Raw genomic sequence first — 22336 nt, 5'->3', positions numbered from 1 at the left:
TTGATTTGGGAGTGCAATTCTACATATTTGTATCGAGATTTTCAAATGCAACGCAAAAATTTTTCCGTGGATTTACAAAAAATTAAAAACATCATCTTCGACCTGGGTGGCGTTATCATCAACATAGACTATCATAAAAGTATACAGGAACTGCTAAAGTACAGTAAGACAGGCAGTGCCATGGAATTTACCCAAAAAGCACAATCTGAGCTGTTCGACCAATACGAAACGGGCAACAGCACCTGCGGGCAGTTCCGCGATAGCCTGCGCCGTGAATACAACCTGGAGGCTACCGATGAGGAAATAGATGCCGCCTGGAACGCCATGCTGCTCGACATCCCCAAAGAGCGCATAGACCTGCTGCAGGAACTGGGCAAAAAGTACAGGCTTTTCCTGCTCAGCAACACCAACGCCATCCACCTGAAAAAATTCAACGAGATAGTAGCGCACAGTTTTACCATTCCCAGCCTCGACTCTTTGTTTGAGCGGACCTATTACTCGCATTTAGTTGGCAAGCGCAAGCCGGATGCGGCCATTTTTGAGCAGATACTGGCAGAGAATGATCTGGATAAAGCAGAGACGTTGTTTATAGACGACAGCATTCAGCATATTAAAAGTGCCGATAGCCTGGGCATAAACACGTTGCACCTGCAGCCGCCGTTAACTATAAATGCGTTTTTTAAGGATGTTGTTAACTAAGCAGCAACGGCAGTATGGCCTGCACCTCCTGCTGTTTATAGTTACCTTTATTACCACAACTATAGCCGGGGCCGAGTGGATGACGGGCAAACTGTTTTTCCTGGGGCCGGAAGAATTTACCTGGACAGGAACTATAACCTGGGCTGAGTTTCTGGCTGGACTTTACTTTTCTGTTCCGTTTCTCGGGGTACTGACGGTGCATGAGTTCGGGCATTATTTTACAGCCAGGCATTACCGGACGCAGGTTACGCTGCCCTACTACATTCCGTTGTGGTTTGGCATTACAGCTGCAATTGGCACTATGGGTGCTTTTATTCGCATTAAAAGCCGCATTTACTCACGGCAGCAGTTTTACGATATTGGTATTGCCGGGCCACTGGCTGGTTTTATAGTTGCCATTCCGTTGCTGTGGTACGGCTTTACGCACCTGCCTGCGCCGGAACATATTTTCACCATCCACCCGGAGTATCAGAAATACGGGCTGGACTATGCAGCGCATGTATACGAACAGGGTGCTGGCAATTTTTCGTTGGGCAAGAACCTGTTGTTTACGTTCTTTGAGCACTATGTAGCCACAGACCCGTCGCTGGTACCCAATGCCTATGAGATCATCCATTACCCGATTTTATTTGCAGGTTACCTGGCCTTGTTTTTCACGGCACTGAACCTGTTGCCGATCGGGCAGCTGGACGGAGGGCACATCCTCTATGGTTTGTTAGGTTATACGCGTTTTAACAGGCTCTCTCCTATCTTCTTTGCGTTCTTCGTACTCTATGCCGGTTTGGGGGTGATATCGCCGTACAATGAGCCGCTTTGGTCTGATGAGCTGATGGTGGTGTTTGTTCCGTTCACGTACTGGGCTTTCCGGAAATTAGTGGAAAACCGACGCTATAGTGTGGGTGCGGCATTGTTCATGCTCCTGTTCCAGTATAGTTTAGCTACTACCCTACCCGACTTTGCAGGCTATATCTGGGTTTGGCCAACGTATGCGCTTTACCTGATATTTGTGCTGCAACCAGCTGCGCCTAAATTAAAATTCGCGCTTTATGCGGCTATAGTTATAGTTGTGGTGCAGGTACTGATCTCCTTCTTTTTCCCGGAAGCTGATGGATATAGCGGCTGGCTGGTGTATAGTTTATTGCTTTCCAGGGTCATGGGGCTTTTTCATCCCTCCTGCCCTAACGAGCGGCCGCTTACTCCTTTCCGTAAAGTGCTGGGAATTCTGGCGTTCGTAATTTTCCTGCTTTGCTTCAGCCCTACCCCTTTTGTGATCGAATAGGTCTATAGTTTAGCTGAAACGCAAAAGCCCGGAACAACTATAGTTTAGCTATTCCGGGCTTTTATAGTTTTAGCTTATAGTTACCCTTTATAGTTCTGGAATCCGCCTAACAGGTTTCTGACATTGGTGAAGCCCTGTTGCTGCATAAAAGCTTTTGCGGAAGCCGAACGCGCACCGGATTTGCAATGTACAATTACTTCCTGCTCTTTCAGATCCTCCAGATCTTCCAGGCGCTGAGGTAGCGTGCCAAGTGGTATGTTCTGAGCACCTGCAATATTTCCTTCCTGGTGTTCCCAATCCTCGCGCACATCTATAATAACCGGGGTTTCGCCTTTGCTTAAGCGTTCTTTCAGTTCTTCAGCCGTAATGTCTGTCGTGATCATAGTATTATTATAATTTTCTTGGTGATAATCTTTTTACCCGTATCTACCCGGAAAGTATACATACCTGCCGGCAGATGGCGCAAATCTACAGTATTTCCGTAAGAATTTCGCTGCTGACTATGCACCTTTCTGCCTGTGATATCGAATACCGAAAGCGTTTTATAGTTGCCATACAGCTGCATAATTCCGCTACTTGGGTTCGGGTATAGTTCTATAGTTGCAGCTACAGGGTATTCGTCTTCAATGCCTAAAGCCAGGCCGGTCATCAGCGGTCGCATCATCACAGCACCCTCCAGAAACGTGTCCGGGTGCCAGTTGCTCTGGCTGTTCCATAAAAAACGGCTATTAGGTATGTTGGTGTTCCTGTCGAAACCGAATACGATGAACTGGTTGGCCGGCTGGCTCCATCCCAGATAAAAAACGTCTTTCACCGAAACCGGCTCACTGAACTCCACTTCATAAAATTCATTGTTGCCTTCCGTGTATTTTATTTCGAAGTTCTGTTGGTGGAGCACGCGCCCCGGCAAGCCATTTGCGTCTTCCCAGATGCGGGCTGCTAAAACCTTGCCTTCCATGCTTGCCCCAACCCTCGGGAAGTAGATTTTAAAACCGCGTACCTGGTCTGGTCTTGCCAGCTCAAAACGCTGCGCAACCTGCGTGGTATTTCCTTCGGCAGGATAACCAAAACCGGCTTCTGCGCTGCCATCGTCAAAGGCAAAGTAATCGGCAAAAGTGGTGATCCGGAAAGTGGTATCATTGGCGACCTGCAATGGGTTTTGTTCCCGGGTATTCAACCTGAAACCATGCACTAAACTAAAGCTTTCAGAAGGCAGTGCCATGTTTTCTATAGTTGGTTTACCCGCGATCTTATATTGCCGCACATTAGCCGGAATAAGTCCCTGTTCTACCAGGAAAGTATCTGCAGTTGCAGCGTTTGTCCGTTTAATAAAACCACGCCAGCTGATGGCACCAGGCACATTGCCCAGGTTATTCATAGTTGCAGAAACTGAATCAGCAATCGCCGCAGCCGGGTCTTCCAGGAATTGGTGCACGGGCATGGCAGTATAGTTCTTCAGTAAGGGCGTTACGGGTTTACTGATGGCAATATCACGTGTAGTGTTCTGCCCTTTCTTCCGATTCCTGTCCAGCTCCACATAATCCAGATTCCAGATATCCTGCAAACCGCTTCGCCGGCCAATATTCCGGAACCGGAACTGGAAGTCGTTATGGAAATACCGTGCATCCTTTAGTCCAACAAAAACCTGCCTGAAATCCGTCGCCTCACCGGTTGCATTCTGCCGCCAGACCTGTTGCCAGTTGCCGGCGTTATCTTTAAACTCGAGAACCAGGTAAAAGGCGTTCTCAACCGTTTTTATAGGGACAGTACCCAATCCGCCTGCCTGCCAGTAAAAGCTCAGGTAAACAGAATCCGAAGGCGAAAGCGCGCCTAAGCGAACAGGTTGCGATGTCAGCGTATCAGATGGACCGGGACTGGTAGCGTTTGCCAGGTAGGGTTGCCCTGCGTCATTTAAGCCATCGAACGTGGCTACATTTTTAGTTAATGGCTCAAACGCAAACCGGTTGTTTATAAACACGCCGCCGTTTACCCAGCGCGCCGGGTCGGGAGTAGTGTTTACTGTAGCAAAATCATCGAAAAAAGGGAGACTGACCGCCGCTATAGTTGCCGATGTTCTATAGTTTGTACCTGTTTTGCTACGCTTTTCTGAGGTTAACGGTACCAATACAGCCTGCGCCAAAGCTGCCAAACTATAGCTCCAAAGTATAACTGCAAACAGTAAGGTTTTTTTCATAGAGTCAGGGTATCAGGTATTATGGTAAGAAGATAGGTGTTTTTAGTTTAAAAGCCATCGCCTGTACGCAATAATAACGTTTTGGTGTGCCGTACTGGTATAAAACAGCAACGCCTGCCATTGCTGGCAGGCGTTGCTTATAGTTCTTATTTTATTCTATTGTTTCCACAGGCTCGGTTCCGGCCACCCAAAGGTCAACCAGTTCGCCAACACGTATCTTGGCTCCTACTTCTGCAAACGGACGCTGCTTAAGCACTGTGCCGTCCGGTTCACCGCTGCCCTGCACATATAGTATGTTACCGATCTGCAGCCCCTGTCCTACCAACAGCACCGAGGCTTCATCTACTGGCATGCCTATTACCTCCGGAACCTCAAACTCTGTGTTGCCCAAACCATCGCCCACATGCAGGTCAACTATAGATCCTTTCGCTATATTTTCGCCCGGAGCTACTTCTTTGCCATTTACGAACTGCTTCAGCACCGCATTTTTCTGCAGATCGGGCACCGGCGTAATTTTGCCAACCTTCAGGTCGTAGCTTTTCAGGATAAGCTCAGCATTCTTAACAGAACCATCTATCAGCTTTGGCATCTTGATCATCGGCGGATTTTTCATGTTCACCGAAATATATATCTTGCGGCCTTCCTTAACCTGCGCACCCGGTGCCGGGTCCTGGGTCAGAATCTCGAAAGGTTTATGGTCTGAGTTGTAGCTGGAGTCGTTTATAAAATAACGCAGGTTCTTTTCTTCCAGAAAAGCTTCAGCATCCTGTAACTGCATACCTGTTATTTTAGGCACTGGCACGCTCTCGCCATGGTTGGTTGTAGATGGCAGGTAAAAGTAAAAGAAGCCGATAACCAGCACTCCTACTATAGCTCCCATAATGGCCAGGTGCTTCACTACATCGGCAAATGAATTCGCTTTTAACATTTTTTTGATTGTTGAATTGCTGTATTGTTAAATTGTTAATCGACTAAAGTATAAACTCTAAACCTTTAACTCTTAACTATAAACCAACTTTCTAACTTATAACTTTTTAACTTTCTAACTCCTTAAACCGTGGCTTTCATCTTGGTTCGCTCCACGCCGTAGGTCAGGATGCGGTCGATGAAGTCGTATGGTTTATACCCGTTAATGGCAGTCTGGTGAAAGATACAGGTTGCCGGGGTCATACCTGGCAGCGAGTTCACTTCTATGATGATCGTTTCCACTTCATCGTTCTCCAGTACGCGCACAAAAGCATCGATACGGGCGTAGCCTTCAATATTCAAAATCTGGGCTACACGCTTCAAATCTTCTTTTACCTGGTCCGATATGTTCTGACGACGCTCGGGATCAGCAGCATAACGCGCAGGTGTAATGTTTTGACCTTCACCAGCCAAAAATTTCTCTTCTAAGCTCAATACTTCACCTTCTGCCAGTGCTTCCGATGCCTCAAACACTTCGTAGTTCACACTTCCGTCCGGTGCATGCGTGGTCAGCAGACCACCGGTAATTTCCAGGAAATGCTTGGCTCCGTTTCTGGAGATCAGTGTTTCTACTAAAAAGCCCTGTTTGTTTGGGAATTCTTCTTTAAAACCAAGCGCCAAGGTGCGGGCGCAATCTGTGTCCAGCTCTTCCATTTCCCGGAAGATCAGGGTCGTAAAGGCTTCCAGTTCGGCGCGAGTCTTTATCTTTTTCACGGCAGAGCTGCAACCATCGTCGGCTGGCTTGGCAATGAATGGGTAAGGAAACTCCTTTTCTATACTTTGGAAGAAAGCTTCTTTATCACGTAACCAGACTTCCTTCATCGCCATCGTATGCTTGGCCACCGGCACACCATGCTTGGCAAGTATTTCGTTTGTCTCGTACTTGTTTATCGTGATCTGCGACGAGCGGATACCAGAACCGTTGTATGGAATATACAATTTCTCCAGCTCAGCCTGAAGCGCGCCATCCTCGCCCGGACGACCGTGCAGCGCAATGAACACAGCATCCACCAGATTCTTCAACTGACTATAGCTGATGCGTTGTGGTTCCTGTAACGAACTGCCGGTATACTTTCGGGTAATACTTTCTGCTTCTTTTGCGATCTGGGCCAGCACCGGGTGCGGCTCGCCACCGTTCTCAAAGTACAACACCTTTTCCTTTATGTCGTCCGCATTATCTTTCAGCATAATGTTGATCGGGATAGTGTACAGACGGTGTACTTCGTTGCTGCCTGTTAAAAAGATCGGAACCGGCTCATACTTTACAGACGAAGAAAGTTTTTCGTAAATATTACGGCCGCTTTCCACCGAAATATGGCGCTCCGAAGAATAACCACCCATGATCACACCCACCCGAATCTTATCGTGGCGATGCGCCTGCTCTTCTCTTATGCTTTTATCCAGCTCAGCAAGCAGCTTTGTAAACTTCACCGTGTCCTTGCCGGATTTCAGCCGTTCGGCTACCGAGGTACGGATAATATAGGTCAGGAACTGCGACGGGTTAAGCCCAATCTCAGCTGCCTGGTGGAAAAAGAACGACGACGGCAACATACCTGACGTGGTGTTCGGGTCGTTCAGGAAAATTTCGTTGTTATCGGTAATAAAGCCATCCAGTCGCGCATACACGTTAAACCCGAAGGCTGTGAACAGTCGGCTGGTAGCTTGTCTTATACTTTGTATCTGTTCTGTTGGCAGGTTGATTGGCGTGATTTTGCGGCTCAGACCCGGCAGGTATTTGGATCTATAGTCAAAAACCTCGCTGCCTTTCACGATCTCGGTTGGCGGCAACGCAATCGGCTGCCCCTGCTCATCCTGCACCACGATGCAAGAGAACTCCTTACCACGTATAAAGGCTTCCACCAACACCTGCTGCTCATGCTCAATGTTGGTAAGCGTGATGCTGTCGGTGGCAGATGAAGTAAAGGTTTTGTTGATGTGGTTAAGCAGCTCTTCCGGGTGGTAAACTATAGTTCCGTCTTCCAGCTGCACCGGCATCCCGATACCTTCACGGATATCTACCAGCTGCTTGATGCTCATGAGCTGCTTCTCCTCGCCCATCGCCAGCCACTGTGCTTTGTAGATGGTTTTGGTAAAGAAACTGCGCTCTACGCCTGCTTCAAAAGCAGTAAAATCCTGTTCTTTTATGATAGAAACCCCGATAGACGAACCCTGATGCGGCGCTTTTAACACTAGCGGTAAACCAAGTTCAGCTACCAGTTTCTCGAATATCTGCGGGCGGCTCTGCTTATCAGACCAGGTTGTATAATTAATAATGCGGTAATCCGGTGTCGGGAAACCGTGCTGTTTCAGCATCTCCTTCTGCGCTACCTTATCAATACCGATAGCCGACGGAAGTATACCCGAGCCAGAGTAAGGAATATGATACCACTCCAGCAAACCCTGAATGCTGCCATCTTCGCCATAAGGGCCATGCAGCGCCAGGAATGCAAAATCGAAATGGTTTCTGAACTCGTTTGGCTGCAGTCGCTTTCCGGCTTTGGCTATGATCTTGTCCTGCTCTTCAATGCTCAGTTCACCCAACGACTCTAAATACACCTGCAAACCATGCTCGCTCTCAGGAAGCGTAGCAACAGGTGGGTAAAAGTCACGGATCGTGCCTTTGTAAATGTACTGCCAGTCCAGCAATATAAAATTGCCTAAACTATCCACAAATACCGGAACAGCTTCAAAAAGGGCTTTATCTAAGTTATCGTAAACCGTACGGCCACCTGCAAACGAGATCTCACGCTCACGCGACGGCCCACCGAAAATTATTCCTACTCTCATTCCTGCAAAGGTAATAAATTGGAAGCGTTTATTAATAGGGTTAAAAGGTAAGGGTTTTAATTAGAATTTATAACCGGGAATATAGGTTCATTAGTATAGTTTCTTTTGTCATTTCGAGCATTCTTGAGATGAGAGTCGAAAAGAGCCAGTGTAGTTGTGAAGTAGCTTATACATCCTATAGTTTCTCCTCTGTCATTTCGAACGTTAGTCGGGAAGGCTGGATTCTATAGTCAACTATAGTTGCAACCTGAACCAAGCCTTTTCTTCTATAGCTACTTTTAATCCTGGGAGCTTTACTTACCTACAGTTCTATAGTTGGCTTTGGCGCCCTCACGGCCGGGAGGCCCCGTCTTGGGGGTAGGGGCCCTCGATAAGGGCATCGCGCTGCTGCTTTCTTGCTACCCTCGTTCCTCGGGTTGCCTGGCGGCACCGCAACAAATCAAAGGCGCTCAACCCAAAGACTGAGATCAGTTCGATAGCTATAGTTTGAAAGGCTATAGTTGCATTGCCTTATCGTGGTGATAGTTCCGTAGGGACAGGTCGCGACCTGTCCGATCTTGGTCTGTAACTATAGCAATTTCAGATTTCTCCTTATAGTCGAAATGACAGTAGGGCAAGCAGTAGCAGAAAGTCCCCCTTTGAAGGGGGCAGGGGATGACAAACGGAAACTATAAAACGATGTCCTCAACTATAGCAGCAAAAGAAATCCCCCTCTTGGGAGGGGTAGGGGTGGGTTAAAACAGCAACCATAAAACAGTAACCTAAACTATAGCAAAGGCCAAAAGCTCCTTCCCCTGTTTTTAGGGGAAGGCTGGGAAGGGGTAAAACGGCAACTATACAACTATAGCTGCAACTATAGCAATACCCTTTATCCCAAAAATCCCCCAAATCCCACTTAATCCCGGTTCAGACAACTCCTGTCCCTGCCGGGCCAGTTGCGTCAGGAGACCCAACGCCATCATAAGTCACGAGCGAGGACGCTCCCGCCAGCATCATAGATTTTAGTACTATTAAAACTACTGATCAAACTATAGCTCCACCTTAAACTCCCTCTCCTATTTTGGGGGAGGGGCCTTCTTCAAAAGAAGAAGGCTGGGGGAGGTTTAACCCTGGAAATCCATTAATCCTGAAAATGCTGCTTCAGACAAACTATACTGTTTTTACTATATTTGTTCATCTTTATAACTTTCAGCAACAAAAAAAGCTGAAACACGAACAACGTAAACAAGAAATAAAACTATAACCTTACCTCATGAGAACGATAGACGAGTATAACTTTGCCGGCAAAAAGGCGCTGGTGCGGGTTGATTTTAACGTGCCCCTCGACGCAGAGTACCGCATCACTGACGACACCCGCATCCGTGCGGCCGTGCCAACTATACAGAAAATATTAGCCGATGGCGGCGCTGTTATCCTGATGTCGCATTTGGGCAGACCAAAGAACGGCCCCGAAGAAAAATACTCATTAAAGCATTTGGTAAGCCGTCTGTCGCAGGAGTTTAACACGAACGTGCTTTTTGCGGAAGATTGTGTTGGTCCACAGGCGGCACAGCTTGCGCAGGAGTTAAAGCCGGGCGAAATATTACTGCTTGAGAACCTGCGTTTCCATAAGGCCGAAGAAAAAGGCGATGCTGACTTTGCGAAAGAACTGGCGACGCTAGGCGATGTGTACGTGAACGATGCGTTCGGCACGGCTCACCGCGAGCACGCTTCTACGGCGGTTATTGCCCGCTACTTCCCGAAAGACAAAGTGATGGGGTATGTGATGAACGCTGAACTGGAAAATGCCCGTCGCGTGCTGGGTAATGCCGAGCGTCCTTACACGGCCATCATGGGTGGTGCCAAGATCTCGGACAAGATCCTGATCATCGAGAAACTGATGGACCGCGTAGATAACCTGCTGATTGGTGGGGGCATGAGCTATACCTTTGTGAAGGCAGATGGTGGCGAGATAGGTTCATCGTTGGTAGAAGAAGACAAGATTGATCTGGCGAAGCGCCTTATTGGTATGGCCCGCGAAAAAGGCGTGAACCTGATGATACCGGTAGACTCAGTGGTAGCCGATGCTTTCAGTAACGAGGCTAATATTGACACCAGCCTGAGCCACCACATTAAACCGCTCTGGATGGGCCTGGATATAGGACCTACTGCCCGCGAAATGTATGCCGATGTGATTCGCAACTCCAAAACCATCCTCTGGAACGGTCCGATGGGTGTGTTCGAGATGTCGAACTTCTCGGTAGGTACCGAAGCTGTGGCTGATGCCGTAGTAGACGCTACGCGTATGGGTGCCTACTCACTTATTGGCGGTGGCGACTCGGCTGCAGCCGTTAATAAGTTTGGCTATGCCGATAAGGTATCGTATGTATCCACGGGTGGCGGTGCGCTGCTGGAGTACATGGAAGGTAAGACTCTGCCAGGTGTAGCCGCCATTGAGCGCGACGATTACTAAACTATAGTTACTATAGTTATAAAACGCCCCGCTACTGAAAAGTGACGGGGCGTTTTGCTTCGTTACATACAATTCCAGGGTAGTTCTGTTTTCAACTTCTTAAAAATTCGCTTCATTACCTAACCTATTGGCTATAAAACAAACGACACCGCATGAACTCATATTCTAGCCGTTTATAACCGAAAACATACTTATTATAGCGGCTATTTTCACCATGCTGCTATATGCCCATTCATACTTATCCCTCCTTAATTCAATTTCGAATAATTCTAATAGCTTTCAGTTACCTCACCTGCTTACTGGTTACTGAATTTAAGTTATAAAAACGGCAGCCTATATAGTATTTTAACAATTTACACCTACCTTACATTAAGAAATAACTTTTAGTAAAGCAGCATTAAGGCATATAAATAGTAGTGGCGTATTTGAAAAATGCCGATTAAGAAATATATATTGACACTTTTGAACGGAATTTTCATTCTGACAATTCTACTTTTTATTCTTGACGGACTGACATCATATGAAATTAAAAGCCAGACGATAAAGGCGTTTACTTATTTTGGAATTATGGTTTTGACTCCACTTACTTTGATTTGGAACCTGTGGACTTTCAAATCAAGAAAATGGAAAATAATTGGCTCGACACTTCCGACATTGACCTTAATTGGAATTTTGATAATTGGACCTTTAAAAATTGCGTTTTCATCGTCAGCTTGGAAAAACCCAGAAGGTAATTTATCAGAACGGACATCTGAATTTTAAGAAAGTGGAATACCAAATGCAAGACGTTGGAACATTAGGATACAAAAAAAAAGAACTGTAGAAGTAATTTATTTGACTGATCTGTTTATGATTGTCAATCCAGTAGAAAAAGATATTGACAGAAGAGTTGAATGGGTGAAAGCCGACAAAGAAGTAAATAAACTCGGACTGAAATTTCCGTGATGAATAAAAGATGAAAAACGATACGCCAACAAAACTTATGGCGCATTAAATAGCACCATATCCCAAGCTCGTAGGCAGCCTTAACAGACAGTAACTAACAAAATGATACAACGGGAATTTGCTGACAAAGCCAAGACAATTTTAGAGCCAGACGAGAATGTTATTGGTTTGGCTGTTGCTGGTTCGTGGCTGACAAATGAAATAGATGAGTTTTCTGACCTTGACCTAATTCTTGTAACCAAGCAAAAGATTTCTAACGATAAAAACCTGATGCTTGACTATGCGAAAAGATTGGGGGATTTTCTATCAGGATTTACAGGAGAACACGTCGGAGAACCAAGAGTTTTAATTTGTCTTTATGACAACCCACTTTTACACGTTGACATAAAATTTGTGACTCTTGACGAGTTTCACTCACGTATTGAAACACCTGCGCTGCTAATAGACAAAAACAGACAACTTGAAAGAGCAATAAGTAATTCTCAAGCACAGTTCCCATACCCCGACTATCAATGGATTGAAGACAGATTCTGGACCTAGGTACATTATGCTTTACTAAAAATCGGACGTGGTGAATATCTTGAAGCACACGACTTTATGGGTTTCCTTCGAATAGTTGTTTTTGGACCATTGCTTCACATCAAAAACGGCAATTTACCTCGTGGCGTTAGGAAAGTAGAAACAGATTTAGAAAGTGAAGATTTAGCAAATCTAAAACTCACAATTCCAACATACGACAGACAATCATTATTTAACAGTTTGAGAAACGCCGTAACGTTATACAGACAACTAAGGAGAGAACTGTTTGACTGTAATGTGATTTTACAAAACGACACCGACAAAAAAGTGATGAATTATTTTGATGAAATTGAGCATAGAAAGTAAAAGAAAGGCTGCCTTTAACACGGGTTTTGCGTCAGACGCAGTGCCGTGTAAACCTGGAGTTTAATACTTTTATTCAAGATCAGAGTTTATTGACAGTTTTGTACTCCGAAACCCACCCAATGCAAAGATTTAAACCGTTAGGCAAAGATTTAATTCCTTTAATGAAAAAGAAAGGGTTAGTTATTATACTCTGGCTGTTTATTGGCAGCACATTAAGTGCTCAAAGCATCTCCGACATTGTGCTAAGCCGAGACGCGAAGAAAATAGCTTTTATCAAAGGCAGAGACTCTCTTTTCATTAAAAATATAGCAATAGCAGAGAAACCGGTATTCATAGACAGCGGCTTAAGAGATAATGGCAACCAACGATTCCTGACCTGGACTTCTGATTCAGAAAGCCTTATCTATGAGAAAGGCGAAAATATTAACCTATACAGTTGCAAGGCACAAACTACAAAGCTTTTACACCACAAATACCTGGACTCTCTCTCGTTATTCCAGTTCTATCTAATCCAGCAAACTGCTGTCAATAATCAAGATGAACTGTTCTTTTCTGCTGGGCTGAAAAATCAGCCATCAATTCCTAGCCAGCTCTTCAGGCTCAACATAAAGAGCGGGGAAATCAGGCAACTAACAGATTCGCCGCTGCATGTCAGTAATGTCTCCATATCAAAGGATCAAAAGTATGTAGCCTATGCCTCATATAACTTTACTGACAACACTCCACAAACTAAGATAACCATCATCAAACCAGGAAGCGGGGAAGTACTAGCTAAAACAGGCTTGTACAACGGCAGCTTTTTTTCGGAGCTGAAATGGTCTGACGATGGCACACACCTCCTTGCTATCGATAGCGGGAACAACACTAAAGTGTTAATATTTGACAGACGCAAAGGCTTAAAAGAAGGGCCAGCACTTAAGCTTTCTTCAAATGAGAAACCTGTCGCCTTCTACAACAAGAAAAGCATTCTGTATACGGATACAAAAAGCGGCAAAAGCAGAATAGGTATTTATAACTTGGCTGACCAAACAAAGAAGATTATAGTTGGAAACGGGGCTGGGTACTTAAGCTATAATGGTGACCCGAAAAAGAGACAGCTTTATTTTTTAACCGAGTCACCCAAACAACCGAAGTCTCTTTTAAAAACTGTGGTTGAAGGGGACAGAGTTGGGGAAATTAACTTCCTTTATAGCTTTAGCGGCAAAAACCGACTGCAGGAATATGAGCATGTAACTTATTGGTACGGAAATTTAGACGGGGATTCTACTTCTAGTCAAATTTATTTTCCAAAGGCCTTCATGCCGCTTAGCGAGAAAAAGTATCCACTGCTCGTTGTGCCATACGGAGGCTACAATACCTCATACCCAGACTTTGGCTACTTTCTAAATGATGTTGTATTTGATTATCTTGATCAAGGGTACATCATATCTTTCCCGAACACAAGGGGAATTGATTATGAGAGACAAACTGACAACTATGGCAAACTCCAACTCGAAGATACTGAGAAGCTCATCCATGAGTTAAGCAGTACCTACTCTATAGACCAGAACAGAATAATTGCCCTTGGACATAGCCACGGTGCTACCATGGTGTATTATTACCTGACGCACTCTTCATTATTTTCAGGTGGAATAGCTATAAATGGAGCCGCAGATTGGATTAAGCAGGCAGAGCGGAAGTCGATGGCCGGCTTACCTTTTGGAATGGGAGGAATGCCTGCTGAGCTTAAAGCTAAGTATGAGGAGTTCTCTCCTTTGGAGAATATCGAGCGGCTTAAAGCGCCGTTGCTGATTATAGCTGGGAAAGAAGACACCCAAATCCCTTATGACCTTAATGCAGTAGCTTTCTATAACAAAGCTAAAGAGTCAGGCAAAAAGGTTAAGTTAGTAGTGTTCAACGATGAAGGGCATTTAATTGATACATTCACAAATAAGCAGGTTCTAAAACAAGAGGTTAAGGCTTTTATAAATGGCAATAGCGAAAAATAACTTACCCCTGACAAGACCTAAACCCCACCTAATGGCGTGCCTGTACAAGCCCGCTGTAGCCCTGCCAAAACAACAGACAAAATGAAAATAGAAACCCATGCTATAAACGACACTAAAATTGCTGAAGTAATTTCGGCAGATACGATAATAAATAACATTGAAGACGGAATAGATTTATTGGGAAGCATTTACTATCAGGACTTTGATAGAATAATAATTCACGAGAAGAACATTACACCTGATTTTTTTGACCTCAAAAACGGAATTGCAGGCGAAATACTTCAAAAGTTTTCCAATTATCGTGTTCGCCTGGCCATCGTTGGCGATTTCTCCAAATATACCCGCAAGAGTGTGCATGACTTCATTATTGAAAGCAACAAAGGCAAGCAAATCAACTTTGTTACTTCTCTGTCCGAAGCTATAAAAGTACTGTCTGCCAAATGATCACGGGTAAAATAAAAACCTTTACTGTTGGTGTGATGAAGATTGAGTAAATATCGAACCGCTATCACGGCACATAAGTCAAGTTTCGGCTAAGCCTTGCTCTCCTCACATACAAAACCGCTAGCAGCAACCTAAAAACAGGAATTTAAAACTAAATGAAGAAAGGAATCATAATCGTAGGCAGTTCTAACAGTGACGGGACTACAATGAAAATAGCTTCTCTTATTGGCGCAAGAACCAATTTCCCAATCATAGATCTGAAAACCAAAACTATAGGTGAGTTCGACTATGAGTTTAAAAACAAGGATGACGATTTCCTCCCTTTGATCAGGCATATAGTAGAATGCTATCAGATCATTGTTTTTGCAACTCCAGTATATTGGTATGCCATGAGCGGGACAATGAAAATCTTCTTCGACCGACTTTCAGATTGTTTGAAAACAGAGAAAGAAACTGGCCGAAAGTTGCGGGGAATGGAGATGGCTGTTATTTGTTGCGGTTGTGATCAAGAGTTAAAAGAGGGGTTCTATATGCCCTTTATAGAAACAGCAAAGTATTTAGGCATGACCTATATGGCAAACATGTATTTTGTGGAGGAGAATGGCCTTCCTATAGTTCACGAAGCCGGGGTGAATGAATTTTTAAAGCTTATAAAGGATGGACATTCAGTTATATCTTGACAGGATAAACTATAAGAGCCAGGTTTCTGTAAGCAGGGAGGTACTTTTCGATCTTCAGGCTGCTCATTTATTGAGCGTACCTTTTGAGAACCTGGACATCCATTATAAAAATAAGATAAGATTAGACATTGCCTCCATCTATAAGAAGATAGTCATCAATCGCAGAGGCGGGTTCTGCTATGAATTGAACGGATTGTTTTACCACCTACTTAAGCGCTTAGGGTTTGATGTACAGATGATTTCAGGCAGGGTGCATTCCAAAGACGGGTTTTACGGAGAAGAATACGACCATTTAGCTATTGTAGCCAAGGTAGATGGAAAGAAGTACCTGGTAGATGTGGGCTTTGGAAAGTTCTCTTACAGCCCACTGGAGATAGCACCTGATGTTGACCTTAGCGACGAGTTTGGATTATTCAGGTTTGACAAGGCCCATGACGATTATCTTAGAATAAACCTGGTTGAAAACGGGAATCTGATTCCCCAGTATTTGTTTTCTCTAAAAGAAAGGGAGTTCCTGGAGTTCAAGGGGATGTGTGAATTCCATCAAACAAGCCAGAAGTCTCATTTTACACATAAAAAGGTGGTATCTATAGTTACCCGGAACGGTCGGAAAACGCTTAGTAACAACCAGATCAAGATCACGGATGGCGGCACTGAAAAAATAACAGAATTTGAAGAGGAACTATTCGAACTCAAACTCAGGGAACACTTTAACCTTGAAATAAAGGGCGATTGCTAACATTGTATAAACTACCAACCTCGCCGCCATTTATAAGAGACTGTTAAGTTTAGTGTACATACACCCCACTAAACGAGTGCATCAACTATGAGAACAAATAGAATTCACTACCTATCAGGCCTGGTAATACTAACATTTGTCGGTGTTCATTTATTTAATCATGTTCTGAGCATCTGGGGAGCTGCCAGCCATATTGAAATGATGAATGCTTTGCGGGTCATTTATCGGAACATTTTTATAGAAGCGATTTTGATGTTCGCCGTATTTGTGCAAATACTTTCAGGGCTGAAGCTCTTCAGTAAAAACGTAAAAACAGCAGCTACCCCATTTGAGAAACTACAAATCTGGACAGGGCTTTACCTGGCGGTTTTTTTCATAATCCATTTAAGTGCCGTTCTAGGCGGACGATTTTTCCTGCACCTGGACACAAACTTTTATTTTGGAGTAGCAGGATTGAATACGTTTCCCTTTAACTTGTTTTTTATACCTTATTACGGACTTGCTATAGTTTCATTTTTCGGGCACCTGGCTTCCATTCATAGTAAGAAAATGAAACAGACTATTCTGGGTTTGTCACCAAACAGACAATCTATTGCAATAATGGCCTTCGGGATTATCCTAACCATTGTGAAATTTTTCGGACTCACGAATCATTTTAACGGTGTAAAAATTCCAAAAGAATACGAGGTTTTAATTGGGAAATGAATAAATAGAACCGGTAACAATCATTGAAAATGACCTGATTTACTAAACAGAATGACCCATGAAAAGCAGTGGTAACACACACAGAATTCCTGATACATCCATATTAAAAAAAGACAGTGAATTGTTTGACTATATAGACAGTTACCGAAGTTTTTTTTCTGACGATGAAGAGACCATTGACTCAACAAAAATTGGGGTTTTGTTTTTTTCGGGCAAGTCTAAAGTAGGGAGTACGCTATTCGCAATAAGAAACAAAATTGTCGGGCTCTTTGGGTTAAAAACATCAGGGCAGGTAAGCGACAGGCAGAAACAGCGTGACAATTTTAAATGCGAACCAGGTGATCAGCTCGGCCTTTTTAAAGTGTATAACAAGACAGAGAACGAGGTAGTATTAGGCGAGAATGACAAACATCTGAATTTCAGAGTTTCATTATTTCTTGACAGACCTCTTGACAACACCGGCAGGAAAAGTTTGACGGTAACAACGACCGTAAAATTCAATAACCTCTTCGGGCGTGTTTATTTTTTGTTCGTAAGGCCTTTTCATAAACTTATCGTTCCGGTAATGCTGAAAGGCATGATTAAACGGATAGAAAGCGAAAAGACAGCCAGCCGCTAACAACGGGTTAAAGTTATGCCCGGGCACATACACCCAATACTTTCTGCTTTTTAATTACTTTTATGCTGGGCAAGATATAAAGTACGATTAACCAGGCACAGCTCAAACCCGGGACCGTTCAGCTTCTTTGATTTAAAAAAGCTGAACGGTCCTGATAGCAGGCTGGAAAGTACCGGCAAATACATGCGCACATAAAACTTAAATCGACATAGAACGCGACCTGCTAACCACATGGTTTAAGGCAGCAAGTATAAACGAACATGGAAAACAAGAAACTTGAAATTAAAACAGCAATACAAATCCTGAAACCGGTGCACGAAGTATTCGAAGCTATAGTTGATCCGGCTAAAATGTCGAACTACTTTATTTCAGAAGGCTCCGGCCCGATGGAAGAAGGCAAAACCGTTACCTGGAAGTTTCCTGAATTTGATGAAAGCTTTCCGGTACGAGTTGGCAATGTAGAGCAGGACAAGTACATCTCCTATTACTGGGATGGCACAGATGGCAGCGCGCTGTTGGTAGAAATAACATTAGCGCCAAGCAGAGAAAACACCACAGTGGTAACCATCACTGAAAAGGAAATGGATAACAACGAAGCAGGTATAGCCTGGATGATGGGCAACACTGCCGGCTGGGCCAATTTCCTGGCCTGCCTGAAAGCGTATCTGGAGTATGGCATTAACCTCCGAAAAGGTGCTTTTGATTTTATGAAGACAGAGGCATAGCGGTAAACAAAACGTATAGTTAACCAGGCAGGAGTTGTAATACAGGTATTTATAGTTAACCAGGAGATGCTCTCACACAAGCACGTAATATTTATGGAAGTGGCCCGGCTGCTTAGCTTTACCAAAGCCAGCCAAACGCTTTTTATAAGCCAGTCTGCGCTAAGCAAGCAGGTAAAAGCGCTGGAAGAATATTATAAAACCGGCCTGTTTGAGCGCTTAGGTAACACTATCATACTTACTCCTGCCGGCAAACTGCTCTATGAAAAACTACTGAAAGCCAGGCAGCTGCAACACGAGCTTCACGATGAGTTTAAAAAGCTTAACGAAAACTTTTCGCCGCAGGTAACAATGTTGCTGGGCGCCAGCACTACCATTTCGCTGTATATTCTGCCGCCGGTACTATCAGCGTATCTGCAACAAAACCCAACTATAAACCTGACCCTCCGCAACCGCAACAGCGAAAACATATTAAAAGCTTTACTTGATCATGAACTGGACCTGGGTATTGTGGAAGGCATTAGCAAAGTAAGCAATGTTACCTACACCCCTTTCCTGACAGATGACGTGATCGCCGTTTGTTCCGAGCGCAACCCCCTTAAAAAGCAGCAGCTCGAGGTAAAAGACCTGTATGATATACCGCTGGCTTTGCGCGAACATGGCTCCGGAACGCTTGCTGTGCTGGAAGATGCCCTGAAACAAAAGAAAATTGACCTGGGAAAGCTGCCAATACGCATCAGGTTAGGCGGCACCGAGGCTTTGAAAAACTTTGTACGTGTAGATACCTGCCTTGCTTTTTTGCCACGCCAGGCCGTACTGAAAGAACTGCAAACCGGAGAACTGGTAGAAGTTGCCATAAAAGACCTGAAGGTAAAACGCAGCTTCAACTTTATACAGCGCAAAGGCACCGAGAGCAATTTTCCTTACAAAGGATTTATACAGTTTACCAAACGTTACTATTCCAAACAGGAATAGCCTATTCCCCTTTGCTATTTTGTTTCGTCATATCCTGTCTGCTATTTGCCGTAGATAGTTACAGATATGGAAACAATACTTGAACAACGCATAAGCTACCTCAGCAACCTCACCTGCTCCAGGTGTGGCACCCAACACCCGGCTTTTCAGAAGCAAACGGTATCGCCATGCTGCCACATACCACTGCTGGCACACTATCTAAAAGATGCCCACTTTCCGAAATCTGAACTGAAACAGCGCGAAGGCACGATGTGGCGCTACAAAGAAATGCTGCCGGTACTTCATCCGGAAAATATCGTTAGCCTGGGCGAAGGATTTACACCTATAGTTGCCCTTAAAAATTTAGCGGCAAAATACGAGCTTAACACCCTGCTTCTTAAAGACGAAGGCCAAAACCCTACCGGATCTTTTAAAGCACGCGGATTAAGTATGGCCATATCCAAGGCAAAGGAACATGGTGTAGAAAGCTGTATTATACCTACAGCCGGTAATGCCGGTGTAGCAATGGCCGCCTATTGCGCCAAAGCCGGTATGCGTGCCGTTGTTGTGATGCCCCGCCACACACCCAAAGCTTTTAAAGAAGAATGCTACTGGTATGGCGCCGAAGTGGTGCTGATAGACGGACTGATCAATGACTGTGCTGCAAAAGTTAAAGAGCTAAACCAGCATGGCGACCTGTTGGATGTATCGACGCTGAAAGAGCCATATCGCCTGGAAGGCAAGAAAACCATGGGGTATGAGATTGCCGAGCAGCTGAACTGGACCTTACCCGATGTAATACTTTACCCTGCCGGAGGCGGAACCGGTTTAATTGGCATCTGGAAAGCCTTTCACGAAATGCAGCAGCTTGGCTGGCTGGAACCAACTATAAAATTACCCCGCATGGTAGCCGTGCAGGCCGCCAACTGCCAGCCACTGATCGAGACTTTAGCGGGCCGGCAGCCTAATGCGCAGAACTATGTGGGAAAACCAACTATAGCCAACGGACTGGCAGTTCCCCGCCCCCTGGGCGAAGCCCTTATGTTGCAGACAATACACGAGTCTGGTGGCACGGCCATCAGCATTACCGAAACCGAAATGGTAACCGGCCTGAAGGAGTTAGGAGCATCAGAAGGTTTGTTTGTGGCCCCAGAGGGAGCCGCCGTCTGGATGGCAGCACGCAAGTTAGTAGAGGCCCGCATGATCTCCCGTAATGAAAAGATACTGCTGCTGAACACAGGCTCCGGCCAAAAATACATGGAGAACCTTTCGGATGTTTTTCAATAAGTGTAATATGATAACGCCCTGCATGGTTTGTTACATGCAGGGCGTTGTTATAACTAACTAGTTGCAGGCACTAAACTATAAACTATGCCCCGTTAGCTTGCCAGCGCAGCACGCGTGCCGTTACCAGTAATTGTCCCACATGCCTCATGCTGTGTTCCGCCGCATGAAACAACAAACCCATCACCGTAGATTCTACCTGCGCACGCCCTACCCGGCGCACTTCGGTTAAGGTGCTTTCATCTGTTTGCTTTAACTGCTCCATTGCCTTATCAAGCTGCTCACGGTACTGCTGCAACAGGTCCTGTGCTGTGGCTTCGGTTGGTTTGCCCTCGGCATACAGAAAAGCCAGCTGGTCTTCAGACAGTGCTTCGCCGCGGGCATAGGTTAGCAGGCGCTGCAGAATGCCGGTTAAGTGCTGCAGATGATACCCAACTGATGCCACGCCGGCCGGCCGATCCCAGATCAGGTCTTCCGGAAAATCCTGCATAAAACTTTCTACTTCCTCGCAGGCCTGCAACAATGCATGTGCCACGGGTTGCAATAAAGCAGGCACGCCGTTTACCGGTCCGCGCAGCCACACTTCCAGAGTCTTGGTTTGTGTCATGATGATGGGGTTTTAGTATGAACAAAGGTTTAAGTTAACTTACATGCACTACTACTTTGCCCCGGGTTTTGCGGGTCTCTACCTGGGCATGTGCTTTGGCCATGTCTTCAAAATCATAGACATGCGATACATGCGCCGTAAGCTTTTCCTGGCTCAGCAGGTCGGCAATTTTAGCCATATCTTCACCGCTTGAGTGTACCAGGTAGTTCTTCGCTTCAATATTCCGTTTCCGGGCTTCCTGCTGCACCGCTTCCTTTGCACCGCCTAATATAGATATCAGCTTCCCGCCCTCTTTCAGGCATTTTAAGGAGCGTAGTGAATTTTCTTCGCCAAGCGAGTCGACTACAATATCGGCATCCATCACCACATCTTCAACTTTATATTCATTATAATCAACCTGCTCATCGGCGCCCATATTCATTATAAAATCATGGTTCTCTTTTGATGCCGTACCAATAACAAATGCTTTGAAATACTTCGCTATCTGGGTCGCAAAATGGCCGACTCCCCCTGCTGCGGCATGTACGAGTACACGCTGGCCCGGTTGTATATCAGCTTCGTTTACAAGTACCTGCCAGGCAGTTAGCGCGGCAAGTGTAGCGGCGGCGGCTTCGTGGTGCGGCACGTTGGCGGGCTTATGTGCCAGGTGCGCTTCAGGGGCGGCTACATACTCGGCATAAGCTCTGCCGTGCCCCGGAAAATTCACCATCCCAAACACTTCGTCGCCGGGTTTAAAGTAGGTTACCTTCGCTCCCACTTCCGCCACTTCCCCAGAAATATCCCAGCCAGGTATAACGGGAGGTGTTTCTTTTAACGTGGCGTATAACGCTTTGCCTTCACGGGTTTTGGTATCAACCGGATTTATACTAATGGCATTTACTTTTACCAGCACTTCGTCTTCTTTTATAGTTGGCTTTTCGATCTCAGTTAGTTGCAGGCTTTCCGGTGCGCCCGGCTCGTTTACTACAAATGCTTTCATACGTATAGATTTGGTTAGCAAAAAAGTGTACTTACTAAACTTACGCTAAAACAAAAAGTTAAGCAGGCTATACTTAAGATTTATTGCGGAAAGCTGCAGAAAAGGCCGCAGCTTATTTATAACTTGCCGCCCGGCAGGCCGACTACGTATGCAGCAAACAGGAAAAGGGCCTGAAAAGAATGGAAGAACAAAAGAATAACCCACTTCACGGAAAAACACTGGAGCGTATCCTGGTGCAACTTGTAGATTATTACGGCTGGGAAGAGCTTGGCTATAAGATCAGCATCAACAGTTTTAACGTTAACCCAAGCATTAATTCCAGTCTTAAGTTTTTGCGCAAAACACCCTGGGCACGCCAGAAAGTAGAGGAACTATACATCCGTACGTTTTCAAAAAAATAGCCGTTAC

General features: G+C 45.1%; 21 protein-coding genes. 15 read left to right on the top strand and 6 right to left on the bottom strand.

The genetic code is table 11. From position 1 onward, the window contains the following. Positions 1-66: 66 nt before the first annotated feature. Together GSQ66_RS01410 and GSQ66_RS01405 are read left to right on the top strand one after the other, a co-directional pair. Entirely contained in the window at positions 67-699 is a 633-nt protein-coding gene (locus GSQ66_RS01410) for an HAD family hydrolase (RefSeq protein WP_162425816.1), read from the top strand. After that, the gene (locus GSQ66_RS01405) at positions 686-1978 is read left to right on the top strand and encodes a site-2 protease family protein (protein WP_162425815.1); all 1293 of its coding nucleotides are present in this window, start codon (positions 686-688) and stop codon (positions 1976-1978) included. Before GSQ66_RS01410 ends, GSQ66_RS01405 begins: the two co-directional genes overlap by 14 nt. A gap of 80 nt (positions 1979-2058) precedes the next feature. Here the strand turns inward: GSQ66_RS01405 and GSQ66_RS01400 are convergent, their stop codons facing one another. The 4 genes from GSQ66_RS01400 to GSQ66_RS01385 form a co-directional block, all read right to left on the bottom strand. Continuing rightward, positions 2059-2361 carry a rhodanese-like domain-containing protein gene (locus GSQ66_RS01400; protein ID WP_162425814.1) on the bottom strand — a complete coding sequence of 101 codons (303 nt, stop codon included), beginning with the start codon at positions 2359-2361 and terminating at the stop codon, positions 2059-2061. Further along, a complete protein-coding gene (locus GSQ66_RS01395) occupies positions 2358-4172 on the bottom strand; it encodes a T9SS type A sorting domain-containing protein (RefSeq protein ID WP_162425813.1) in 1815 nt (604 codons plus the stop codon). The genes GSQ66_RS01400 and GSQ66_RS01395 overlap by 4 nt, the downstream gene beginning before the upstream one ends. Before the next feature lie 151 nt (positions 4173-4323). After that, entirely contained in the window at positions 4324-5100 is a 777-nt protein-coding gene (locus tag GSQ66_RS01390; protein WP_162425812.1) for a PASTA domain-containing protein, read from the bottom strand. 122 nt (positions 5101-5222) lie between these two features. Then, positions 5223-7925 (bottom strand): D-alanine--D-alanine ligase family protein, encoded by a 2703-nt coding sequence (locus GSQ66_RS01385; protein WP_162425811.1) that lies wholly within the window; start codon positions 7923-7925, stop codon positions 5223-5225. A 1252-nt stretch (positions 7926-9177) separates the two neighbouring features. On the opposite strand from GSQ66_RS01385, the gene GSQ66_RS01380 reads away from it, so the two are divergent. The 12 genes from GSQ66_RS01380 to GSQ66_RS01330 all read left to right on the top strand — a co-directional run bounded on the left by GSQ66_RS01380 (position 9178) and on the right by GSQ66_RS01330 (position 20345). After that, entirely contained in the window at positions 9178-10377 is a 1200-nt protein-coding gene (locus tag GSQ66_RS01380; protein WP_162425810.1) for a phosphoglycerate kinase, read from the top strand. 1047 nt (positions 10378-11424) lie between these two features. Next, on the top strand, positions 11425-11862 hold the full coding sequence (locus GSQ66_RS18750) for a hypothetical protein (protein WP_202923384.1): 438 nt from the start codon (positions 11425-11427) through the stop codon (positions 11860-11862). 57 nt (positions 11863-11919) lie between these two features. Next, positions 11920-12207 (top strand): hypothetical protein, encoded by a 288-nt coding sequence (locus GSQ66_RS18745; RefSeq protein ID WP_202923383.1) that lies wholly within the window; start codon positions 11920-11922, stop codon positions 12205-12207. Positions 12208-12326: 119 nt separating this feature from the next. Then, positions 12327-14195: a S9 family peptidase gene (locus tag GSQ66_RS01370; protein ID WP_162425809.1), complete on the top strand. Its 1869-nt coding sequence runs from the start codon at positions 12327-12329 to the stop codon at positions 14193-14195. A gap of 81 nt (positions 14196-14276) precedes the next feature. Next, positions 14277-14639, top strand: a complete 363-nt coding sequence (locus tag GSQ66_RS01365) for a DUF4180 domain-containing protein (protein WP_162425808.1) — start codon at positions 14277-14279, stop codon at positions 14637-14639. A 155-nt stretch (positions 14640-14794) separates the two neighbouring features. Then, a complete protein-coding gene (locus tag GSQ66_RS01360) occupies positions 14795-15319 on the top strand; it encodes a flavodoxin family protein (RefSeq protein WP_162425807.1) in 525 nt (174 codons plus the stop codon). Next, positions 15297-16058: an arylamine N-acetyltransferase family protein gene (locus GSQ66_RS01355; protein WP_162425806.1), complete on the top strand. Its 762-nt coding sequence runs from the start codon at positions 15297-15299 to the stop codon at positions 16056-16058. The genes GSQ66_RS01360 and GSQ66_RS01355 overlap by 23 nt, the downstream gene beginning before the upstream one ends. A gap of 87 nt (positions 16059-16145) precedes the next feature. Continuing rightward, entirely contained in the window at positions 16146-16763 is a 618-nt protein-coding gene (locus GSQ66_RS01350; RefSeq protein WP_162425805.1) for a hypothetical protein, read from the top strand. A 58-nt stretch (positions 16764-16821) separates the two neighbouring features. Continuing rightward, the gene (locus GSQ66_RS01345) at positions 16822-17382 is read left to right on the top strand and encodes a DUF2867 domain-containing protein (protein WP_162425804.1); all 561 of its coding nucleotides are present in this window, start codon (positions 16822-16824) and stop codon (positions 17380-17382) included. A 260-nt stretch (positions 17383-17642) separates the two neighbouring features. Further along, on the top strand, positions 17643-18107 hold the full coding sequence (locus tag GSQ66_RS01340; protein ID WP_162425803.1) for an SRPBCC domain-containing protein: 465 nt from the start codon (positions 17643-17645) through the stop codon (positions 18105-18107). 66 nt (positions 18108-18173) lie between these two features. Further along, positions 18174-19079, top strand: a complete 906-nt coding sequence (locus tag GSQ66_RS01335; protein ID WP_162425802.1) for a LysR family transcriptional regulator — start codon at positions 18174-18176, stop codon at positions 19077-19079. Between the two features lie 66 nt (positions 19080-19145). Beyond that, on the top strand, positions 19146-20345 hold the full coding sequence (locus GSQ66_RS01330) for a threonine synthase (protein WP_162425801.1): 1200 nt from the start codon (positions 19146-19148) through the stop codon (positions 20343-20345). 82 nt (positions 20346-20427) lie between these two features. Here GSQ66_RS01330 and GSQ66_RS01325 read toward each other — a convergent pair whose 3' ends face one another. Together GSQ66_RS01325 and GSQ66_RS01320 are read right to left on the bottom strand one after the other, a co-directional pair. Beyond that, positions 20428-20949 (bottom strand): DinB family protein, encoded by a 522-nt coding sequence (locus tag GSQ66_RS01325; protein ID WP_162425800.1) that lies wholly within the window; start codon positions 20947-20949, stop codon positions 20428-20430. A gap of 34 nt (positions 20950-20983) precedes the next feature. Further along, positions 20984-21928, bottom strand: coding sequence for an NADP-dependent oxidoreductase (locus GSQ66_RS01320; protein ID WP_162425799.1), 945 nt, complete (start codon positions 21926-21928; stop codon positions 20984-20986). A gap of 179 nt (positions 21929-22107) precedes the next feature. On the opposite strand from GSQ66_RS01320, the gene GSQ66_RS01315 reads away from it, so the two are divergent. After that, complete coding sequence (locus GSQ66_RS01315; RefSeq protein ID WP_162425798.1) at positions 22108-22329, top strand: VF530 family protein; 222 nt, start codon at positions 22108-22110, stop codon at positions 22327-22329. The last annotated feature ends 7 nt before the right edge of the window (positions 22330-22336 follow it).

Source organism: Pontibacter pudoricolor, assembly GCF_010092985.1.
Classification (GTDB): domain Bacteria; phylum Bacteroidota; class Bacteroidia; order Cytophagales; family Hymenobacteraceae; genus Pontibacter; species Pontibacter pudoricolor.
The sequence above is the reverse complement of the archived record's forward strand: the minus strand, read 5'-3'. Positions and strand labels throughout refer to the sequence as shown.